Source organism: Stenotrophomonas sp. P5_A8 (assembly GCF_056400545.1).
This window is the reverse complement of the sequence record NZ_JBFULB010000044.1, coordinates 1-18,457: the sequence shown is the minus strand read 5'-3', so window position 1 is coordinate 18,457 and position 18,457 is coordinate 1. Positions and strand designations below refer to the sequence as shown.

Below are 18,457 nucleotides of genomic sequence, written 5' to 3'. Positions count from 1 at the left end.
GGCGCCGACGCACCCAATGCCGGTAGAGCCACGCCATGCGTGGCTGGCAGGTGCCATAAACGCTGAACGGAGGGCAGCCACGCATGGCGTGGCTCTACCACGGCCATTTCACCTGGCCTGGCGRCCCRGTCGCTCGGCCTGTTGCAGCCACGTATCACGCTGCGCCGAGGTACTGCTGCGCACCGGCCCCAACGCGGTGATCTTCACCGGCTTGATCCCGCAGAATTCCAGGATCGTCCGCCGCACCTGCTGGTGCCCCGGCATACGGTACACCCAGCGGTAATACCAGGGCGGGGTATCCATCGTGGTCAGCACGCGCGCGCTGCGCCCGGCCAGCAGCCGGTCCCACCACACCGAATCCTTGCGATAGCGGAACGCCACGCCCGGCAGGAAGGCGCGGTCGAAAAAACCCTTCAACAGGGCCGGCATGCCACCCCACCAGGTCGGGTACACCAGCACCAGGTGCTGGCAGTCCGCGATGGCCGCGTTGATCTGCTGCAGAGCCGGTTCCAGCGGCTGGATCTGGCGGTAGCCGTGGCGCAGGATCGGGTCGAAGTCGACCTCGCCCAGCGCGAACAGCTGCACGCGGTGGCCGGCCGCCACGGCGGCCTGCCGGTAGCGCTCGGCCAGGGCACCGCACAGGCTGTCGCGGTCGGGGTGGCCAAGCAGGATGACGATCGATCGGGACATGGGGGCGCTCGCGGAAAGAGCGCGCAGGCTACGGTCTGCCCCATGGGGCAGAGTCAAGCGGCGCGGCAGTCGCCAGCGGCCATGCACGCATCCAAAGCACCGGTGTCACCCTGACCGATCAACACGACCACCTCGGCCCGAAGCTGGGTCAGCGCCGCATCCAGCTGCTGCAGCCGCTGCATGTCCGCGCGCACGGCCTGCTGCCTGTCCGCCAGCAACGCCTGCACCCGCAGCCAGTCGATGCCGCCATCGTCGCGTCGCAGTGCGGCCACGTCGGCAAGCCGGAAGCCCAGCGCCAGCGCCTGCCGGATCAGCAGCACCAGGTTGAGATCCTGCTCGTTGTAGTCGCGGTAGCGGTTGATCCGCGGCACGGCGGCCAGCAGTCCGCGCGCTTCGTACAGGCGGATCGCCTTCTGGCTGGCACCGCTGCGTCGGGCGACCTCGGAGATGCGCATCAGTCGCGCACCAGGCCGCCATCCACCACCAGGTTCTGCCCGGTGACCGCGCGCGACCAGGGCGAGGCAAAGAACAGCACCGCATCGGCGAACTCGGCCGGCGTGGTCACGCTGCGCAGCGGGGTGTTGGCGGCGATGTAGTCGAACACCGCCGCCGGCGTGGCCGCGCTGGCATCGGTGCTGCGCAGCAGGCCACCAGAGAGCATGTTCACGGTGATCCCGTCCGGGCCGAGGTCGCCGGCCAGGGTGCGGGTGAGCGACAGCAACGCGGCCTTGGCGGCGGTGTAGTCGTGGTAGGGCACCACCGGGTTCTGGAACAGGTTGGTGCCGATGTTGATCACGCGACCGAAATGCTGCGCGCGCATGCCGGGCAGGGCCGCCTGCACTGTGTTCAACGCACCGCGCACGCTGCCCTCGAACTGCGCGCTGAACGCCTGCCAGCCGATCGCATCGGCTTTCGCACGCGCATCGCCATTGAACGAGAACGTCGCCAGCGCATTGTTGACCACGCTGGTGATGTCGCGGCCGAAGTGGGCGCGGGCCCGGGCGAACAGCGCATCGACCTGGTCGCGGTCAGTGACATCGGCGCGCACCGCCAGGGCGTTCGGGCCGACTTCGGCGGCCAGTGCCTGTGCGGCGTCGACGCTGTGCAGGTGGTTGATCACCACCTGTGCGCCCTCGCGGGCGAACGCGCGCGTCACGTGCTGGCCGAGGCCACGGGCACCGCCGGTGACAAGGACGAGTTGCTGCGAAAGCTGCATGGAGGCACGACCGGACGAAGGGGGCGCACAGGGTAGCAAGCGTCCGCGCCCTCGATGCACGCGCGCCGGTAGTGGCACCGGGCGCATGTCCCCCTTGTGCACGCTTGCCAGCACCGGCTAGCCTGCGCGCATGACCACTATCCCTGTTCGCCTGCTCATCCACGGTGCCTCCGGTCGCATGGGCCAGGCCCTGCTGCGGCTGGCCGCCGACAATTCCGACCTGCAGGTCGTCGCTGCGGTGACCCGCCGTTCGCCGGCACAGCGCGTGGTCGACGGCGTGCCGCATTTCGCCAGCAGCGAGCTGGCCGGTGCGCCGCAGTTCGATGTCGCCATCGATTTCAGCCTGCCCGAGGGTTTCGACCCGGTCCTGGCGTTGTGCGTGGAGCGCAAGGCCGGGCTGGTCTCGGGCACCACCGGCATCAGCGAGGCGCAGCGCCAGGCCCTGATCGAGGCCGCCACCGGCATCCCACTGGTCTGGGCGTCCAACTTCAGCCTGGGCGTGGCGGTACTGGAGGAGCTGGTAGAGCGCGCGGCTGCCACGCTGGCGGGCTGGGACTGCGATATCGTCGAATCCCACCATGTGCACAAGCAGGATGCACCGTCGGGCACCGCGCTGACCCTGGGCGCGGCGGCGCAGAAGGGCGGGGCGCAGCCGCATTACGCCAGCCTGCGGGCGGGCGACATCGTCGGCGAGCACTTGGTCCAGTTCACCGGGCTGGGCGAGCGCATCGAGCTGACCCACCGCGCCACCAACCGCGACATCTTCGCGCGCGGCGCACTGTTCGCCGCCACCCAGCTGAATGGGCGGGCGCCGGGCAGCTACCGGGTTCGCGATCTGTTGGCCGGGGCCATGCCCGCCGCGGGCGGCTGATCTGCGGGCCCCCAAGGCGGCCTGTGCAGGCTCGGCGTCACTGCCACGGCTGAAGAGGCAAGGCCCCGCTGCCTGAACCCCGGGCGGGCCCGTCACGGCCGTACGCCAGCGAATGCATGCAAACGCTGGCGTCGCAGGCCCCTTGCCTTTACAATTCCCGCTCGCCGAATCACGACAGCCGGACCGGTCCCGCACCGCAGTCCGCGCTTTTTTGCAGCCGCTTTTCAGTGTGCCGCGCGGCGTGACTTCGGTGACCCCATCGGTAGCCAAAGTGAGAATTCCGTGACCCAAGCCGCAATCCTCGTCCTCGAAGACGGCACCGTATTCGAGGGCGAATCCGTAGGCGCGCCCGGCCTGTCCGTCGGTGAGGTGGTGTTCAACACCGCCATGACCGGTTACCAGGAAGTGCTGACTGATCCTTCCTACGCCCGGCAGATGGTCACGCTGACCTACCCGCATATCGGCAACACCGGCATGACCGACCAGGACGACGAAGCCCACAAGGTGTGGTCGGCCGGCCTGATCGTGCGCGACGTTCCGCGCCGTCCCAGCAACTGGCGCAGCCAGGTGTCGCTGCAGGACTGGCTGCTGCAGCGTGGCGTGGTGGCCATTTCCGGTATCGACACCCGCAAGCTCACCCGCATCCTGCGCGAGCGTGGCGCGCAGAACGGTGCGCTGATGGCCGGCGACGGCATCAGTGTGGAGAAGGCGCTGGAAGCGGCCCGCGCGTTCCCCGGCCTGAAGGGCATGGACCTGGCCAAGGTGGTCAGCACCGACAAGTCCTACCCGTGGACCGAAGGCCAGCTGGACCTGGACAACAACGAGTTCGTCAGCGCCGCGCCGCAGTACAAGGTGGTGGCCTACGATTTCGGCGCCAAGCTGAACATCCTGCGCATGCTGGCCGAGCGCGGCTGCGACATCACCGTGGTGCCGGCGCAGACCCCGGCCGTCGAGGTGCTGGCGATGAATCCGGACGGCGTGTTCCTGTCCAACGGCCCGGGCGATCCGGAACCGTGCATCTACGCGATCGAGGCGATCAAGACCTTCCTGGACCGCAAGCTGCCGACCTTCGGCATCTGCCTGGGCCATCAGCTGCTGGCGCTGGYCTCCGGCGCGAAGACGGTGAAGATGGGCCACGGGCACCATGGCGCCAACCATCCGGTCCAGGACCTGGATACCGGCCGGGTGATGATCACCTCGCAGAACCACGGTTTTGCGGTTGACGAAGCCTCGCTGCCAGCCACCCTGCGGGTTACCCACCGCTCGCTGTTCGACGGCACCAACCAGGGCATCGCACGCACCGACGTGCCGGCGTTCTCCTTCCAGGGCCATCCGGAAGCATCGCCGGGCCCGCACGATGTCAGCCCGTTGTTCGACCGTTTCGTGACCCTGATGGCGGAGGCCAAGGCCTGATCCGCCACGCCGCCGGCGCGTCCGGCGGCATCGCGACGGATCGCAAGCCCTGCAGTGCCGCTGCCCCCAGGCGCGGCGCTGAACCCCGGAAGTTTCCTGATCGACAGCGTGCGATCACCCCCGACACGCTGTACTGACTTAGAGAAGACAATGCCCAAGCGCACTGACCTTAAAACCATCCTCATCATCGGTGCTGGTCCGATCGTCATCGGCCAGGCCTGTGAGTTCGACTACTCCGGCGCCCAGGCCTGCAAGGCCCTGCGTGACGAGGGGTACCGCGTGGTGCTGGTCAACAGCAATCCGGCCACGATCATGACCGACCCGGAGATGGCCGATGCGGTCTACATCGAGCCGATCAACTGGCAGACGGTCGAGAAGATCATCGCCAAGGAAAAACCCGACGCCCTGCTGCCGACCATGGGTGGCCAGACCGCGCTGAACTGCGCGCTGGACCTGGCCGACAACGGCGTGCTGGAGAAGTACAACGTCGAACTGATCGGCGCCAAGCGCGATGCGATCCGCATGGCCGAAGACCGCGAGCTGTTCCGCGTGGCCATGGGCGAGATCGGCCTGGAGTGCCCGTCGGCTGCGGTCGCGCATACGCTGGAAGAAGCGATCGAGATCCAGACCCGCGTCGGCTACCCGACCAGCATCCGCCCCAGCTTCACCCTGGGCGGCAGCGGTGGCGGCATCGCCTACAACCGCGAAGAGCTGATCGACATCGTCACCCGCGGCCTGGAACTGTCGCCGACCACCGAAGTGCTGGTCGAAGAATCGGTGCTGGGCTGGAAGGAATTCGAGATGGAGGTGGTGCGCGACACCGCCGACAACTGCATCATCGTCTGCTCCATCGAGAACCTGGACCCGATGGGCGTGCACACCGGTGACTCGATCACCGTGGCCCCGGCGCAGACCCTGACCGACAAGGAATACCAGCGCCTGCGCGATGCCTCCATCGCCGTGCTGCGCAAGATCGGTGTGGATACCGGCGGCTCGAACGTGCAGTTCGGCATCAGTCCGACCACCGGTCGCGTGGTGGTGATCGAAATGAACCCGCGTGTGTCGCGTTCCTCGGCACTGGCCTCCAAGGCCACCGGCTTCCCGATCGCCAAGGTCGCCGCCAAGCTCGCCGTGGGTTACACCCTGGACGAATTGAAGAACGAAATCACCGGCGGCCTGACCCCGGCCTCGTTCGAGCCGTCGATCGATTACGTCGTCACCAAGATCCCGCGCTTTGCCTTCGAGAAGTTCCCGGCGGCCGATGCGCGCCTGACCACCCAGATGAAGTCGGTGGGCGAGGTGATGGCGATGGGCCGCACCTTCCAGGAATCGCTGCAGAAGGCGCTGCGCGGCCTGGAAACCGGCAAGATCGGCCTGGACCCGACCGGCCTGGACCTGTCCAACGAAGACGACATCACCACCATCAAGCGCGAGCTCAAGGCCCCGGGCCCGGAGCGCCTGTTCTTCGTGGGTGATGCGTTCCGCGCCGGTTTCAGCGTGGAAGACGTGTTCGCGCTGTCGCACATCGACCCGTGGTTCCTGGACCAGATCGAAGAGATCATCCAGGCCGAAGCTGAAGTTGCCGCCGACGGCATCGACGCGCTGGACGCGGCGCGCCTGCGCAAGCTCAAGCGCGCCGGCTTCTCCGACGCCCGCCTGGCCGAACTGACCGGCACCAACGAAGCGGCCGTGCGCGCGCTGCGTCGTGCCCACAAGGTGCGCCCCGTCTACAAGCGCGTGGACTCGTGCGCCGCCGAGTTCGCCACCAGCACCGCCTACCTGTACTCGACCTACGAGGACGAGTGCGAAGCGGCGCCGAGCAACCGCGACAAGATCATGATCCTGGGCGGCGGTCCGAACCGCATCGGCCAGGGCATCGAGTTCGACTACTGCTGCGTGCACGCGGCGCTGGCACTGCGTGAGGATGGCTATGAAACCATCATGGTCAACTGCAACCCGGAGACCGTCTCCACCGATTACGACACCTCCGACCGCCTGTACTTCGAGCCGCTGACGCTGGAAGACGTGCTGGAAATCGTCGAGCTGGAACAGCCAAAGGGCGTGATCGTGCAGTACGGCGGCCAGACCCCGCTGAAGCTGGCGCGCGCGCTGGAAGCCAATGGCGTGCCGGTCATCGGCACCTCGCCGGACTCCATCGACCTGGCCGAAGACCGCGAGCGTTTCCAGCAGCTGGTCGACAAGCTCGGCCTGAAGCAGCCGCCGAACCGCATCGCCCGCAACGACCAGGAAGCCCTGCTGCTGGCCCGCGAGATCGGTTACCCGCTGGTGGTTCGCCCGAGCTACGTGCTGGGCGGCCGTGCGATGGAGATCGTCTACGGTGAATCCGACCTGGCCCGTTACGTGCGTGATGCGGTGAAGGTCTCCAACGATTCGCCGGTGCTGCTGGACCGCTTCCTGGACAACGCGGTGGAAGTGGACGTGGACATCATTGCCGACAAGGACGGCAACGTGCTGATCGGTGGCGTGATGGAGCACATCGAGGAGGCCGGCGTGCATTCGGGCGATTCATCCTGCTCGCTGCCGCCGTACTCGCTGTCGGCTGAAACCCAGGCCGAGCTGCGCCGCCAGGTGGTCGAGCTGGCCAAGGCCCTGAACGTGGTCGGGCTGATGAACACCCAGTTCGCCATCCAGGCCGGCGAGAACGGCGAAGACATCGTCTACCTGCTGGAAGTGAACCCGCGTGCCTCGCGCACCGTGCCGTTCGTGTCCAAGGCCACCGGCATGGCGCTGGCCAAGATCGCCGCGCGCTGCATGGCCGGCAAGACCCTGGCCGAACAGGGCGCCATCAAGGAAATCGTGCCGGACTACTACTCGGTCAAGGAAGCGATCTTCCCGTTCGCCAAGTTCCAGGGCGTCGACCCGATCCTCGGGCCGGAGATGCGCTCCACCGGTGAGGTGATGGGCGTGGGCCGCAGCTTCAGCGCTGCCTTCGCGCGTGCGCAGGAAGCCGGCGGCATCAAGGCGCCGCCGCTGGGCAAGGCGTTCGTCTCGGTCCGTGATCCGGACAAGAAGCGCGTGCTGCCGGTCGCCAAGGCACTGGTCGAGCGCGGCTACACCCTGGTGGCCACCCGTGGCACCGGCGCGTGGCTGCAGGAGCACGGCATGGCCTGCGAAATCGTCAACAAGGTGGTCGAAGGCCGCCCGCACATCGTCGATTCGATCAAGAACGGCGAGATCGTCTACATCGTCAACACGACCGAAGGTCGCGCGGCGATCAATGACTCCTTCTCGATCCGTCGCGAAGCGCTGCAGCATCGCGTCACCTATTCGACCACCATCGCCGGCGCCATGGCGCTGGTGCAATCACTGGAATTCCGCGGCACCGGCCCCGTCTGGTCGCTGCAGGAACTGCACAAGGAGTTGAACGCATGAGAGCACCGATCACCCTGAAGGGCGCGCAGCGTCTGCGCGAAGAGCTTGACCACCTGAAGTCGGTCAAGCGCCCGAAGGTCATCGCGGCGATCGCCGAAGCGCGTGAGCACGGCGATCTCAAGGAGAACGCCGAGTACCACGCCGCGCGCGAAGAGCAGGGCTTTATCGAAGGCCGCATCAAGCAGCTGGAAGGCGAGCTTTCGCATGCCGAGATCATCGACATCACCAAGCTCAATGCCGGCAGCAAGGTGGTGTTCGGCGCCACCGTCGAGTTGTGCGACGTGGAGAGCGATGAAGAGAAGCGCTACCAGATCGTGGGCGACCTGGAGGCCGACATCAAACTCGGCCTGATCGCGATCTCCTCGCCGCTGGCACGCGCCCTGATCGGCAAGCTGGAAGGCGATGCGGTCACCATCGACGCACCGGCCGGCCAGCGCGAGTACGAAATCGTCAGCGTCCAGTACCTGGCCTGACATGGCCACGGCGACATTGCTGTTGCCGGCGCGCAGCCGCTTCCCGGCCGCGCCTTTGCCCGACGACGTGGCGAAGGCGCTGGGGCGCGCCGAGCGCAGCAGCGTCGACGGGGGCGAGCGTGCCCAGCTGCAGCGGCATTTCCAGCTGCAGCCGGCGCACTGGCCGGTGGCCGCACTGACCCGCCAGCTGGACGTCGGCGATGCCGGCGAGGCGGTCTGGCTGCGCGCCGATCCGGCCAACGTGGTGCCGGACATGCAGGGCGCGCGGATGATGGGTCACGGCGATACGCTGCGGCCTGATGCGGAGGATGTGGCCCGGTTGTTGCCGGCGCTGCAGCCGCTGTTTGCCGGGTTCGGCTTCACCCTGGATGCCCCGGTGCCGTCGCGCTGGTACCTGCGCCTGCCGCCGGGAACCACGCTGCCGGACTTCCACAGCCCCGATGATGTGCTCGGCGATGACCTGTTCGCGCATCTGCCCGAAGGCGATGCGGGCCGCCGTTGGCGTGCCCTGCTGACCGAAGCGCAGGTGGTGCTGCATACCCACGACTGGAACCAGCAGCGCGTGGCCGACGGCAAGCGGGCGATCAATTCGCTGTGGTTCTGGGGCGGCGGCGAGTTGCCGCAGTCGGTGCAGACCGCGCACGCCCAGGTCCGCAGCCGCGRGGCCCTGCTGCAGGCCCTGGCCAAGGCCGCCGGCCTGCAGGCCGACAACGAACAGCAGGTGGACGCCTTGGTCGACCTGCGCCAGCTACGCTCGCTCGACCAGCTCGGCAATGATGCGATCCGTCCGTTGCTGTCGGCCGTGCAGCGCGGTGAACTGCGGCGGCTGGTGCTGGATTTCGAGGACGGCGTACGTTTCGAAATCGACAAGGGCCAACGCTGGCGGTTCTGGAAAAAGCCGATACAACTGCACGACGCGTGAGGCGCAGCCACCCGTGGGGTGGCGCTACCGGATCGGCGTGTGCGTCGTGGGTCATCGCCAGCAGCCGGTATCATGGCTGCGTCGAAACCTGTTTCGGCGTTCCGCCCGCCATTCGAGTCTGCCTTGCCTTCTTCCGATACGCCCCAGATCCAGCGCCGTCCGCGTGTACCCCTTGCCGCCGACTGGCCGGCCGACATGTTGCCGCTGCTGCAGCGCCTGTACGCCGCACGCGGGGTGACCGACGCCGCGCAGGCGCAGCCGAAGCTGGCCCAGCTGCACGCACCGGAGCTGATGGGCAGCATGCAGGCGGCGGTGGAGCTGCTGGCCAAGGCCATCGCCAACAACGAACGCATTCTGGTGGTCGGTGATTTCGACTGTGATGGGRCCACCGCCTGCGCGGTGGGTGTGCGCGGGTTGCGCATGCTTGGGGCGCGCGACGTGGTGCACGCGGTGCCCAACCGCATGCTGCATGGGTATGGCCTGTCGCCGTCGCTGGTGGCGGACCTGGCGCCGCTGCAGCCGGGCCTGCTGGTCACCGTCGACCATGGCATCGCCTGCCATGCCGGTGTCACCGCCGCCAAGGCGCTGGGCTGGAAGGTGCTGGTCACCGACCACCATCTGCCCGGCGAACACCTGCCGCCCGCCGATGCGCTGGTGGACCCCAACATCGACGGCGATGCCTTCCCGAGCAAGGCGCTGGCCGGCGTCGGGGTGATCTTCTATGTATTGATGGCGCTGCGCCGACACCTGCGCGCGCAGGGCGCCTTTGCCGCCACCCGCGAACCGGACCTGTTGACCCTGTTGGACCTGGTTGCAGTCGGCACCGTCGCCGATCTGGTTGCCCTGGATGCCAACAACCGTGCACTGGTATCGGCCGGCCTGCGCCGGTTGCGCAGCGGGCAGGGCTGCGTGGGCCTGCAGGCACTGATCGAAGCCAGCGGCCGCGACCCGGCGCGCCTGAGCGCTACCGACATCGGCTTCGCGCTCGGCCCACGGCTCAATGCCGCCGGCCGCCTGGAAGACATGGCGTTGGGCATCGAGCTGCTGCTGACCGAAGACCGCAGCCAGGCGCGCGAGATCGCCCAGACCCTGGAGCAGATCAACGCCGAGCGCCGCGCGGTGCAGCAGTTGATGACCGACGATGCGGAACTGGCGGTATCCCGCGCGGTACTCAGCGCCGAGGGCGAGCGCCCGATCGCCGCCTGCCTGTTCGATGCCGAGTGGCATCCCGGCGTGGTCGGCCTGGTCGCTTCGAAGATGAAGGACCGCCTGCACCGCCCGGTGATCGCCTTCGCCCCGTCCGAACCGGGCAGCGATTCGCTGCGCGGTTCGGCCCGATCCATTCCCGGCTTCCACATCCGTGATGCATTGGCGCTGGTCAATGCCGCGCACCCGGGCCTGATCGACAAGTTCGGTGGCCACGCCATGGCCGCCGGCCTGAGCCTGCCACATGCACGCCTCGAGGATTTCCAGCAGGCCTTCGTCGCCGTGGTCGGCACCCGCATGGACCCGGCGTCGTTGCAGCAGCACCTCATGAGCGATGGCGAGCTGGCCGCCGATGAGCTGGACTACCGCCACGCCGAAGCGCTGCGTCTGGCCGGTCCGTGGGGCCAGGCCTTCCCCGAGCCGCTGTTCGACGGCCATTTCCAGGTCGCACGCTGGCAGGTGTTGAAGGAAAAGCACCTGAAACTCAGCCTGCGCGTGCCCGGGCGCGCCGAGCCGCTCAACGCGATCCACTTCAGTGGCTGGAAGGGCAACGCGCCCGCCAACCACGTGCACATCGCCTACCGGCTGGTCAGCGACGATTACCGTGGCGGCGGTGCGATCCAGCTGATCATCGAGCATTGCGCCGACGCCTGATGTCCGCCGTCGCGCCTGCTGCGCCCTCTACATCCCGTTTGTGTTCCTGACCATGACTGCCCACGCCCTCGTGCTTCCATCGCCCATCGAACGCTTCGACCTGCAGAGCCAGATCGTCCTGCAGGGTGACCCTGCAGCCCGCGCCACGCTCTCGGCGCGGGAAGGATTCGAGTTCCCGGATCTGGCGGGCTCGCGCCAGAGCATCGCGTGGCTGCTGCAGAACGAGTTGTCCGTCCGGGTAGCGGTGGAGGGCGCCGAGTCCGGCACCGAGGGCGTCGGCGTCGAACAGGCCGTTGCCGCAGTGATKGCGCGCTTGGGCCGTACCCGTTGCGTGGCCGACCACTACCAGCCTTCGGAGGATCCGGACGACTACAGGAACGCGGACGACCAGGTCGGTGCGCTCGACTTCACCTGCCATCTGCCCGATCCTGCCCCGCTGCGCCAGCACTACGCCGAACTGCGCGAAGCGGCTACGCCGCTGGAGCGCCAGCAACGCTCACACCGCTTGCTGCTGGCCTACGTGGAGCACCTGCGTTCGGCTCCGGACCGGCCGGTGCGCGGGCACCATGCCACGTGGTCGCGGCCGTGGACGGCCGACCACGCGGTCATGCAGAGCATGGCGGTGATGGACACGATCCTGCCGGAGCTGTTTCCCTTTGATGGTTGGGACCAGGACGAGGACTGAGTGGACGCCGGCACCACGGATACCCCGCGCTGAAGCGGCCAGGTCCGTGCCGCGCCTTACTCCACTACCTTGGTCACCAGCGTCGCCATCTCCCACGCGCCACCGGCCGACACCAGCCGGCACAGTCCGGTGCTGGACACAGCGGTCTTGACGAACTGCGTGCCGGTCCAGCCCCAGCTCGTGGAGTAGAAGCAGTCGCCGAGGCCGCGGCCCTTGCTGGCCTGCTGGATGGTGCGCACGTCATCATCCATCCCCGAGGCGGTCACCAGCCTGGGCTGGTAGGGCGCGTGGTCGTTGACCACCCAGTAGCCGTCACCGGTGTTGTAGGCGGCACGCCAACAGCCCTGCGACACCAGCAGTTTGTCCGCGCTCAGCCGGTGCACGCTGGTCTCCTGCGGGCCCTCATCGGACATCGCGCCGTTGCCGGGATGCAACGCTTCGCACTCGTCTGCCGTAGTGGCCTTCACCAGCGCCGCACGCAGCGCGGCAGCGTTGGCCAGCGCCGCGTCGGCAGGACGGGTGGGGACGATCTTGCCGAGCTTCACTACCGGCACCGGCAGTGCCGGCAGCACGGTGCTTTCGGCCGCGCTGCCCTTGCGCATCAGCGCGCCGGGCGTGCCCAGCCGGCCCTGGAATTCGTCCATTTTCAACAGCACCGCCGATGCACCGCGGTCGGACACGGTCCRGCGCTTGCCGTTATTGCCGACCAGCACGATGCGGCTGTCACGGGTCAACGACTTGAGCAGCGCGGCCACCTGTGCCGGCGAGAGGTCGGCGGTGCCGTCGGCGGGGGTGTACTTCAGTGCGCCCAGCTTGGCGTCGTTGMTCTGCAGCGACAGTTGTTTCGGCAGGGTGGTCTCGTCGTACTGGCCCAGCATCAGCTCGGCCTTCACCGGCTGGCCGGGACCGGCCAGGCGGGTCAACAGGATCGAGACCGGTTCGTTACCGCCGTCTTCGTCGTTCTGGTAGCCAGCAGCGCGGCAGGTGCGGGTGTTGTCGCAGGCCAAGGTCCAGTCGTTGTGGGTGAAGCTCAGTCCGCTGCTGGCGTCGGGCGCGGCCTGGGCCGGCAGGATCGGGGTCAACAGCAACAGGGGAAGCAGGGCGGGCAGGCGCACGTGGACGTCCTTGTGGTGGTACATCAGGGGAGCGGCATCTTGGCCCAGGACGGTGGACACGCCAAGCCTTGCATCGCGTCGACCCCGTTTACCGGCATGATCCGTTCAACCTGCTGTCATCGGATCGGGAGCGTCACATGGAACGCGCACTTCGTGGGATCGGCATGCTGGGCATGCTGTGGCTGGGAACGCAGGCCGGCATGGCGCAGACGCGCCCGGCAGCCACGCCGCAGCCGCCAGCGGTAGCGCCGCTGCTACAGGTGGCCGGCGCCGAGGTGCCAGTGCAGTTGCGCCAGGTCAGCCTGGACAGCCGGGTCGTGGCCGGGCTCGGCGAGACCCGCATCGAGATGGAGTTCTTCAACCCCAATGCGCGGGTGCTGGAAGGGCAACTCGAGTTTCCGCTCGCCGATGGCCAGCAGATCGCCGGGTTCGCCTTGGACATCGACGGGGTGCTACGCGATGCGGTGCCGGTGCCCAAGGCGCAGGGACGCCAGGTGTTCGAGGCGATCGAACGGCGCCGGGTCGACCCTGGCCTGCTGGAACAGACCGCCGGCAACCAGTTCCGCCTTCGCATCTACCCGATTCCCGCCCGTGGCAGCCGCCGCGTGGCGCTGACCTTCCGCGAGACCTTGCCGGTGGATGCACAGGGCCTGCGCTGGAACCTGCCGTTGCAGTTCGCCCGCGACGCCAGGCAGGTGACGCTACGGCTGGACGCGCGTGGCACCGGCAAGCCGGTGGTGGGCGCAGCACTTCCCTGGACGTTCCAGGCCCGCGATGGCGCCCACGTGGCGCAATGGCAGGGTGCCGGGAGGGCCCTGCCGGCGCAGGCGCAGATCCGCTTGCCGCAGGTACGCCAGTTGGATGCGGTCACCGGCCTGCGCGAGGGCGAGCGCTATCTGTTGGCGCAGATACCGGTACCGGCCCAGGCCGCCCCGCGCGCGTTGCCCAAGCGGGTAGGGCTGCTGTGGGATGCCTCCGGATCGGCCCGACAACGCGACCGCGCCACCGAAACGGCGGTGCTGGACCGCTATTTCCGCGCCATCGGCGACGGTGAGGTGGAGCTCACCGTACTGCGTGACCATGCCGAAGCGCCGCGCAGCTTCCGCATCCGCGGCGGTGACTGGAGCGGGCTGCGCGCGCACTTGACCTCGCTGCCGTTGGACGGCGCCAGTGCATTGGGTGCATGGACGTCGCGCGCCGATATCGGCGAGTACCTGCTGGTCAGCGACGGGCTGTCCAACTATGGCCGACAGGCGCTGCCGCCGTTGGCGGCTGGCCAGCGCCTGTACGCATTGAGCAGCGCCGGTGCACGCACCGATGGTGCGCGGCTGCGCGCCTGGACCCAGGCCCATCACGGCCAGGCGCTGGTGCTGTCCAGTGCCGCCGAGGTCGACGCCGCGATGCCGTTGTTGATGCAGCAGCCGGCTGACGTGGTCGAACTGCGCGGCGATGGCGTGGACCAACTGGTGGCCGACGCCAGCCATGCCAGTCAGGGCTGGTTGCGCGTCACCGGGCGCGTTCAGCGCACTGACGGCGCGGTGGATGTTGGGGTGCGCCTGGCCGATGGCCGGGTCCATCAACAACGCATTGCCGTGTCCGGCGCCCGTGCGCTGGACGGTGGACTGGTGGCGCACGCGTGGGCCGATGCGCAGATGGCCGCGTACGCGGCAGACCCGGTCGCGCACGAGGACGCCATGCGCACGTTGTTCCGGCAGTTCCGCCTGGTCGGGCCCGATACCTCGCTGCTGGTGCTGGAAACCCTGGACGACTACCTGCGTTATGGCATCCGCGCACCGGCACCGCTGCGGGAGGCATACGACCGTCTGCATGCGGTGCGCATTGATGATGAAAAGCAGGCCCGTCGCCAGCGTCTGGACCAGATCGCGCGGCAGTTCGCCGACCGCGAACGCTGGTGGAACACGCGCTGGCCCAAGGACGCACCGGTAGCCAAGGCCGGGCTGGAGAAGTCCGCGCCGATGCCGGTCGCCGCGGCCGCACCGGCCGAGGCGCAGCCTTACATGGAGACCCGTGCCAACGACGTGGTCAGCGCGCCCGCACCGCCGATGCCGATGGCGCCGATGGCGGCACCCAGTCGCGCGAGCGGCCAGCTGCAGAGCGTCGAAYTGACCGCCAGCAAGGTCGCAGGCGGCAGGGCCAACAGCGGCGCCATCGCGATCGCCCTGGCCCCGTGGGAGCCCGATTCGGACTACGCGCGCCGCCTGCGCGATGCCCCGCCGGCACAGCTGTACGCCACGTACCTGGCCGAGCGCGACCAGCACGCCGACAGCAGCGCCTTCTACCTGGACGTGGCCGATCTGCTGCTGGCCAAGGGCCAGCGCGACCTGGCCCTGCGGGTGCTGTCCAACCTGGCCGAGATGCAGCTGGAGAACCGCCATGTGCTGCGCGTGCTCGGCTACCGGCTGATGCAGGCCAGGGCGCCCGAGCTGGCGGTGCCGGTGTTCCAGCAGGTGCTGCGGCTGGGCGAGGAGGAGCCGCAGAGCTTCCGTGACCTGGGCCTGGCGCTGGAGGCCAGCGGGCAGTACCCGCAGGCCGTGGCGATGTTCAATGAGGTGGTGGAGCGGCCTTGGGACGGTCGCTTCGATGGGATCTCGCTGATCGCGCTGGACGAACTCAACACCCTCGCCGCGCGCGAGCGGGTGGACCTGAGCGCGGTCGATCCGCGTCTGCGTCGTGCGATGCCGCTGGACCTGCGCGTGGTGCTCAGCTGGGACAGCGACAACAGCGACATGGACCTGTGGGTCACCGACCCCAACGGCGAGCGCGCGTATTACGGCAACCGCCTCACCTACCAGGGCGGGCAGATGTCGCAGGACTTCACTGGCGGCTACGGGCCCGAGCAGTTCTCGCTGCGCGAGGCCAAGCCGGGCACGTACAAGGTGGAGGCCAATTTCTTCGGCAGCCGTGAGCAGCTGGTCACCGGCGCCACCACGCTGAGCCTGCGCCTGAGTACGCATTGGGGGACACGCAGGCAGCGCGACCAGCAGGTCACGATGCGGCTGAAGGAACGCGCGGAGACGGTGCTGGTGGGGGAATTCGAGGTGCGCTAGCACCCGCGTTAGTCTGCAGGGGACACACGGCCGGGACGCCCGTGCCGTGTGTCGGATGCGCGCTGCGGGCAGCCGATGCGCCGCACCAGCAGCTACCATGCCCGATTGCTGCATGATTCCGCCCCGCCGCATGGACGACCCGATGACTTCCCGCCCTTCCTCCCGCTGGCGCCCCACCACCCGTTGGCTGGTCTGGGCCGCCATCCTGCTTGCCAGCGCGGTGGCCAACGCCTTCGTCGAGGTCATGGACGCCAGCCGCCGTGGCGAGGCGCTCGCGTTGTGGCAGCCGATGACCTGGGAGCTGAGCAGCGCCGGCATGATCCTGCTCACCCTGCCGCTGCTGTGGTGGGGTTGCCAACGCTGGCCGTTGCATGCCGACACCTGGACGCGCCGGCTGCCGCTCTACCTGCTGGCCAGCGTGGCGTGGTCGCTGCTGCACGTGGTCGGGATGATGGCGCTGCGTCACCTGGCCTACGCGAGCCTGGGCGAGCATTACGTCGATGGCTCCGGCTGGGTTTCTCGGCTGCTGTACGAGTACCTCAAGGACGTCCGCGCGTTCTTCACCTTCGTGGCGATCGAGCACTTCTTCAGCTGGTTCGGCCGCCGGCGGCAAGGCGAGGCGCACCTGCTGGCCGCGCCGGAGGATGCACCGCCCGAAGAACCGGTGGACCGGCCCGAGCGTTTCCTGGTGCGCAAGCTCGGCCGTGATTTCCTGGTGGCTACCGGCGACATCGAATACGCCCAGGCCGCCGGCAATTACATGAACCTGCACGTGCGCGGCCACGACTACCCGTTGCGCAGCACCATGGCCGCGCTGGAGGCGCGGCTGGACCCGGCGCGGTTCGTGCGCATCCACCGCAGCTACGTGCTCAACCTGGGCTTCCTGGTGTCCATCGAGCCGTTGGACAGCGGCGAAGCACGCGCCCACCTGGCCGACGGCAGCGCGCTGCCCTGCAGCCGCCGCCAGCTGCCGGGCCTGCGCGCGGCGCTGGGGCAGGGGGCGGCGGCGGGCTCAACGGATGCGGCAATGCCGGGCGGCACCACCCGCGCATCTACATGAACGGGCGTTCCAAGCTACAATTCAGGCCTTGTCCCAAGCCTTCAACACCGCCGATATGATCGAGCTCAATCCCGTGCGCCAGCGAATCACCGATCTGACCGATCGCGTGCTCTCGCTCAGGGGGTATCTTTGACTACGACGCCAAGAAAGAGCGTCTGGAAGAAGTAACCCGGGAACTGGAAAACCCAGACATCTGGAACAACGCCGAGTACGCCCAGAACCTGGGCCGTGAACGCGCCAACCTGGAAAAGACCGTCGGCGGCATCGCCACGATCCTGGACGGCCTGTCCGAGTCCGGCGAACTGCTCGAACTGGCTGAAAGCGAGCAGGACGAAGATACCGCCCTGGCCGTGGTCGCCGACCTGGACAAGTACCAGAAGCACGTGGAACAGCTGGAATTCCAGCGCATGTTCTCCGGCCAGATGGACACCGCCCCGGCCTTCGTGGACATCCAGGCCGGTGCCGGTGGCACCGAAGCCCAGGACTGGGCCGAAATCCTGCTGCGCATGTACCTGCGCTGGTGCGAATCGCGCGGCTGGAAGACCGAGTTGATGGAAGTGTCCGGTGGCGACGTCGCCGGCATCAAGTCCGCCACGCTGCGCGTTGAAGGCGATTACGCCTATGGTTGGCTGAAGACCGAAACCGGCGTGCACCGCCTGGTGCGCAAGTCGCCGTTCGATTCGGACAACCGCCGCCATACCAGCTTCACCTCGGTGTTCGTGTCCCCGGAAGTGGACAACAACATCGAAATCGACATCAACCCGGCCGACCTGCGCACCGACGTGTACCGCTCCTCCGGTGCCGGTGGCCAGCACGTCAACAAGACCGAGTCGGCGGTGCGTATCACGCATATTCCGACCAACACGGTCGTGGCCTGCCAGACCGGCCGCAGCCAGCACCAGAACCGCGACAACGCGATGAAGATGCTGGCCGCCAAGCTGTACGAGCTGGAAGTCCAGAAGCGCAACGCCGAGCGCGATGCGGTGGAAGCAACCAAATCCGACATCGGCTGGGGCAGCCAGATCCGCAATTACGTGCTCGACCAGAGCCGCATCAAGGACCTGCGCACCGGCATCGAGCGCTCGGACACCCAGAAAGTGCTGGACGGCGACCTCGACGAGTTCGTCGAGGCCAGCCTGAAGTCCGGCCTGGCCGTGGGCTCCAAACGCATCGACGCCTGACCGTCGGGTCGCCCCACGCGGCCCGATGCGCCCGCCCCGGGCCCGCCCGGGGATTTCGCACTCTGCCCCGTCCATCGGCATGATGGCGGGGTTCGTACCTCCCCCAGACATAGACCCACGCCATGAACGATCAGACCCACGCGCCGCAGCCCCCCGTCGACGAGAACAGCCTCATCGCCGAGCGCCGCGCGAAACTGACGGCGCTGCGCGGGCAGGGCATCGCCTACCCGAACGACTTCCGTCGCGAGCACTTCGCCGGCGCCCTGCAGGCCGAGTTCGCCGACGCCGAACAGTGGACCGCCGAGGCCCTGGACGCTGCCGACCGCCAGGTCAGGATGGCCGGCCGGCTGATGGCCAAGCGGGTCATGGGCAAGGCCAGCTTCGCCCAGATCCAGGACGAATCCGGTCGCATCCAGCTGTTCCTGCAGGGCAGCACCCTGGGCGATGCCTACACCGCCTTCAAGGGCTGGGACGTGGGCGACATCATCGCAGTGGAGGGTGGGCTGACCC

General features: G+C 68.1%; 15 protein-coding genes. 11 read left to right on the top strand and 4 right to left on the bottom strand.

Annotation, left to right across the window (positions count from 1 at the left end):
* Nucleotides 1-108: 108 nt before the first annotated feature.
* The 3 genes from AC1DQP_RS05400 to AC1DQP_RS05390 are packed head-to-tail and all read right to left on the bottom strand — an operon-like array spanning nt 109 to nt 1,906.
* Nucleotides 109-690 carry an NAD(P)H-dependent oxidoreductase gene (locus AC1DQP_RS05400; protein ID WP_478051225.1) on the bottom strand — a complete coding sequence of 194 codons (582 nt, stop codon included), beginning with the start codon at nt 688-690 and terminating at the stop codon, nt 109-111.
* A 53-nt stretch (nt 691-743) separates the two neighbouring features.
* On the bottom strand, nt 744-1,145 hold the full coding sequence (locus AC1DQP_RS05395) for a MerR family transcriptional regulator (RefSeq protein ID WP_478051224.1): 402 nt from the start codon (nt 1,143-1,145) through the stop codon (nt 744-746).
* A complete protein-coding gene (locus tag AC1DQP_RS05390) occupies nt 1,145-1,906 on the bottom strand; it encodes a 3-oxoacyl-ACP reductase (RefSeq protein WP_478051223.1) in 762 nt (253 codons plus the stop codon). Before AC1DQP_RS05390 ends, AC1DQP_RS05395 begins: the two co-directional genes overlap by 1 nt.
* A 130-nt stretch (nt 1,907-2,036) precedes the next feature.
* Here AC1DQP_RS05390 and dapB point away from each other — a divergent pair, with 130 nt between their 5' ends.
* From dapB to AC1DQP_RS05355, 7 genes are all read left to right on the top strand, one after another.
* Nucleotides 2,037-2,777 carry a 4-hydroxy-tetrahydrodipicolinate reductase gene (gene dapB, locus AC1DQP_RS05385; protein WP_457319633.1) on the top strand — a complete coding sequence of 247 codons (741 nt, stop codon included), beginning with the start codon at nt 2,037-2,039 and terminating at the stop codon, nt 2,775-2,777.
* 282 nt (nt 2,778-3,059) lie between these two features.
* On the top strand, nt 3,060-4,190 hold the full coding sequence (gene carA, locus AC1DQP_RS05380; RefSeq protein ID WP_478051222.1) for a glutamine-hydrolyzing carbamoyl-phosphate synthase small subunit: 1,131 nt from the start codon (nt 3,060-3,062) through the stop codon (nt 4,188-4,190).
* A 150-nt stretch (nt 4,191-4,340) separates the two neighbouring features.
* On the top strand, nt 4,341-7,583 hold the full coding sequence (carB, locus tag AC1DQP_RS05375; protein ID WP_478051221.1) for a carbamoyl-phosphate synthase large subunit: 3,243 nt from the start codon (nt 4,341-4,343) through the stop codon (nt 7,581-7,583).
* A gap of 8 nt (nt 7,584-7,591) precedes the next feature.
* Complete coding sequence (greA, locus tag AC1DQP_RS05370; RefSeq protein WP_457319519.1) at nt 7,592-8,056, top strand: transcription elongation factor GreA; 465 nt, start codon at nt 7,592-7,594, stop codon at nt 8,054-8,056.
* Nucleotide 8,057: 1 nt separating this feature from the next.
* A complete protein-coding gene (locus AC1DQP_RS05365) occupies nt 8,058-8,978 on the top strand; it encodes a phosphoglycerate mutase (RefSeq protein WP_478051220.1) in 921 nt (306 codons plus the stop codon).
* 72 nt (nt 8,979-9,050) lie between these two features.
* Nucleotides 9,051-10,838 carry a single-stranded-DNA-specific exonuclease RecJ gene (recJ, locus tag AC1DQP_RS05360; RefSeq protein ID WP_478051219.1) on the top strand — a complete coding sequence of 596 codons (1,788 nt, stop codon included), beginning with the start codon at nt 9,051-9,053 and terminating at the stop codon, nt 10,836-10,838.
* A gap of 52 nt (nt 10,839-10,890) precedes the next feature.
* On the top strand, nt 10,891-11,523 hold the full coding sequence (locus AC1DQP_RS05355) for a hypothetical protein (RefSeq protein ID WP_478051218.1): 633 nt from the start codon (nt 10,891-10,893) through the stop codon (nt 11,521-11,523).
* 56 nt (nt 11,524-11,579) lie between these two features.
* Here the strand turns inward: AC1DQP_RS05355 and AC1DQP_RS05350 are convergent, their stop codons facing one another.
* Entirely contained in the window at nt 11,580-12,662 is a 1,083-nt protein-coding gene (locus AC1DQP_RS05350; protein WP_478051226.1) for a DUF1176 domain-containing protein, read from the bottom strand.
* Between the two features lie 113 nt (nt 12,663-12,775).
* On the opposite strand from AC1DQP_RS05350, the gene AC1DQP_RS05345 reads away from it, so the two are divergent.
* The 4 genes from AC1DQP_RS05345 to AC1DQP_RS05330 form a co-directional block, all read left to right on the top strand.
* Nucleotides 12,776-15,706: a VIT domain-containing protein gene (locus AC1DQP_RS05345; RefSeq protein ID WP_478051217.1), complete on the top strand. Its 2,931-nt coding sequence runs from the start codon at nt 12,776-12,778 to the stop codon at nt 15,704-15,706.
* A 142-nt stretch (nt 15,707-15,848) separates the two neighbouring features.
* Entirely contained in the window at nt 15,849-16,766 is a 918-nt protein-coding gene (locus tag AC1DQP_RS05340; RefSeq protein ID WP_256777172.1) for a LytTR family DNA-binding domain-containing protein, read from the top strand.
* Between the two features lie 55 nt (nt 16,767-16,821).
* Nucleotides 16,822-17,947 (top strand): peptide chain release factor 2 gene (gene prfB / locus AC1DQP_RS05335; RefSeq protein ID WP_256777204.1). Its coding sequence is split into 2 segments (ribosomal slippage): nt 16,822-16,896 and nt 16,898-17,947, totalling 1,125 coding nucleotides; the frame shifts between segments, so codons are not numbered across the junction.
* Nucleotides 17,948-18,069: 122 nt separating this feature from the next.
* On the top strand, nt 18,070-18,457 hold a 388-nt coding region (locus AC1DQP_RS05330), incomplete at its 3' end, for an OB-fold nucleic acid binding domain-containing protein (protein ID WP_478051216.1).

Excerpts from the sequence above, each read along its gene's own strand:
- dapB (WP_457319633.1), top strand. The coding sequence starts at position 2,037 with ATGACCACTATCCCTGTTCGCCTGCTCATCCACGGTGCCTCCGGTCGC.
- AC1DQP_RS05390 (WP_478051223.1), bottom strand. The coding sequence starts at position 1,906 with ATGCAGCTTTCGCAGCAACTCGTCCTTGTCACCGGCGGTGCCCGTGGC.
- AC1DQP_RS05395 (WP_478051224.1), bottom strand. The coding sequence starts at position 1,145 with ATGCGCATCTCCGAGGTCGCCCGACGCAGCGGTGCCAGCCAGAAGGCG.
- AC1DQP_RS05340 (WP_256777172.1), top strand. The coding sequence starts at position 15,849 with ATGACTTCCCGCCCTTCCTCCCGCTGGCGCCCCACCACCCGTTGGCTG.
- carB (WP_478051221.1), top strand. The coding sequence starts at position 4,341 with ATGCCCAAGCGCACTGACCTTAAAACCATCCTCATCATCGGTGCTGGT.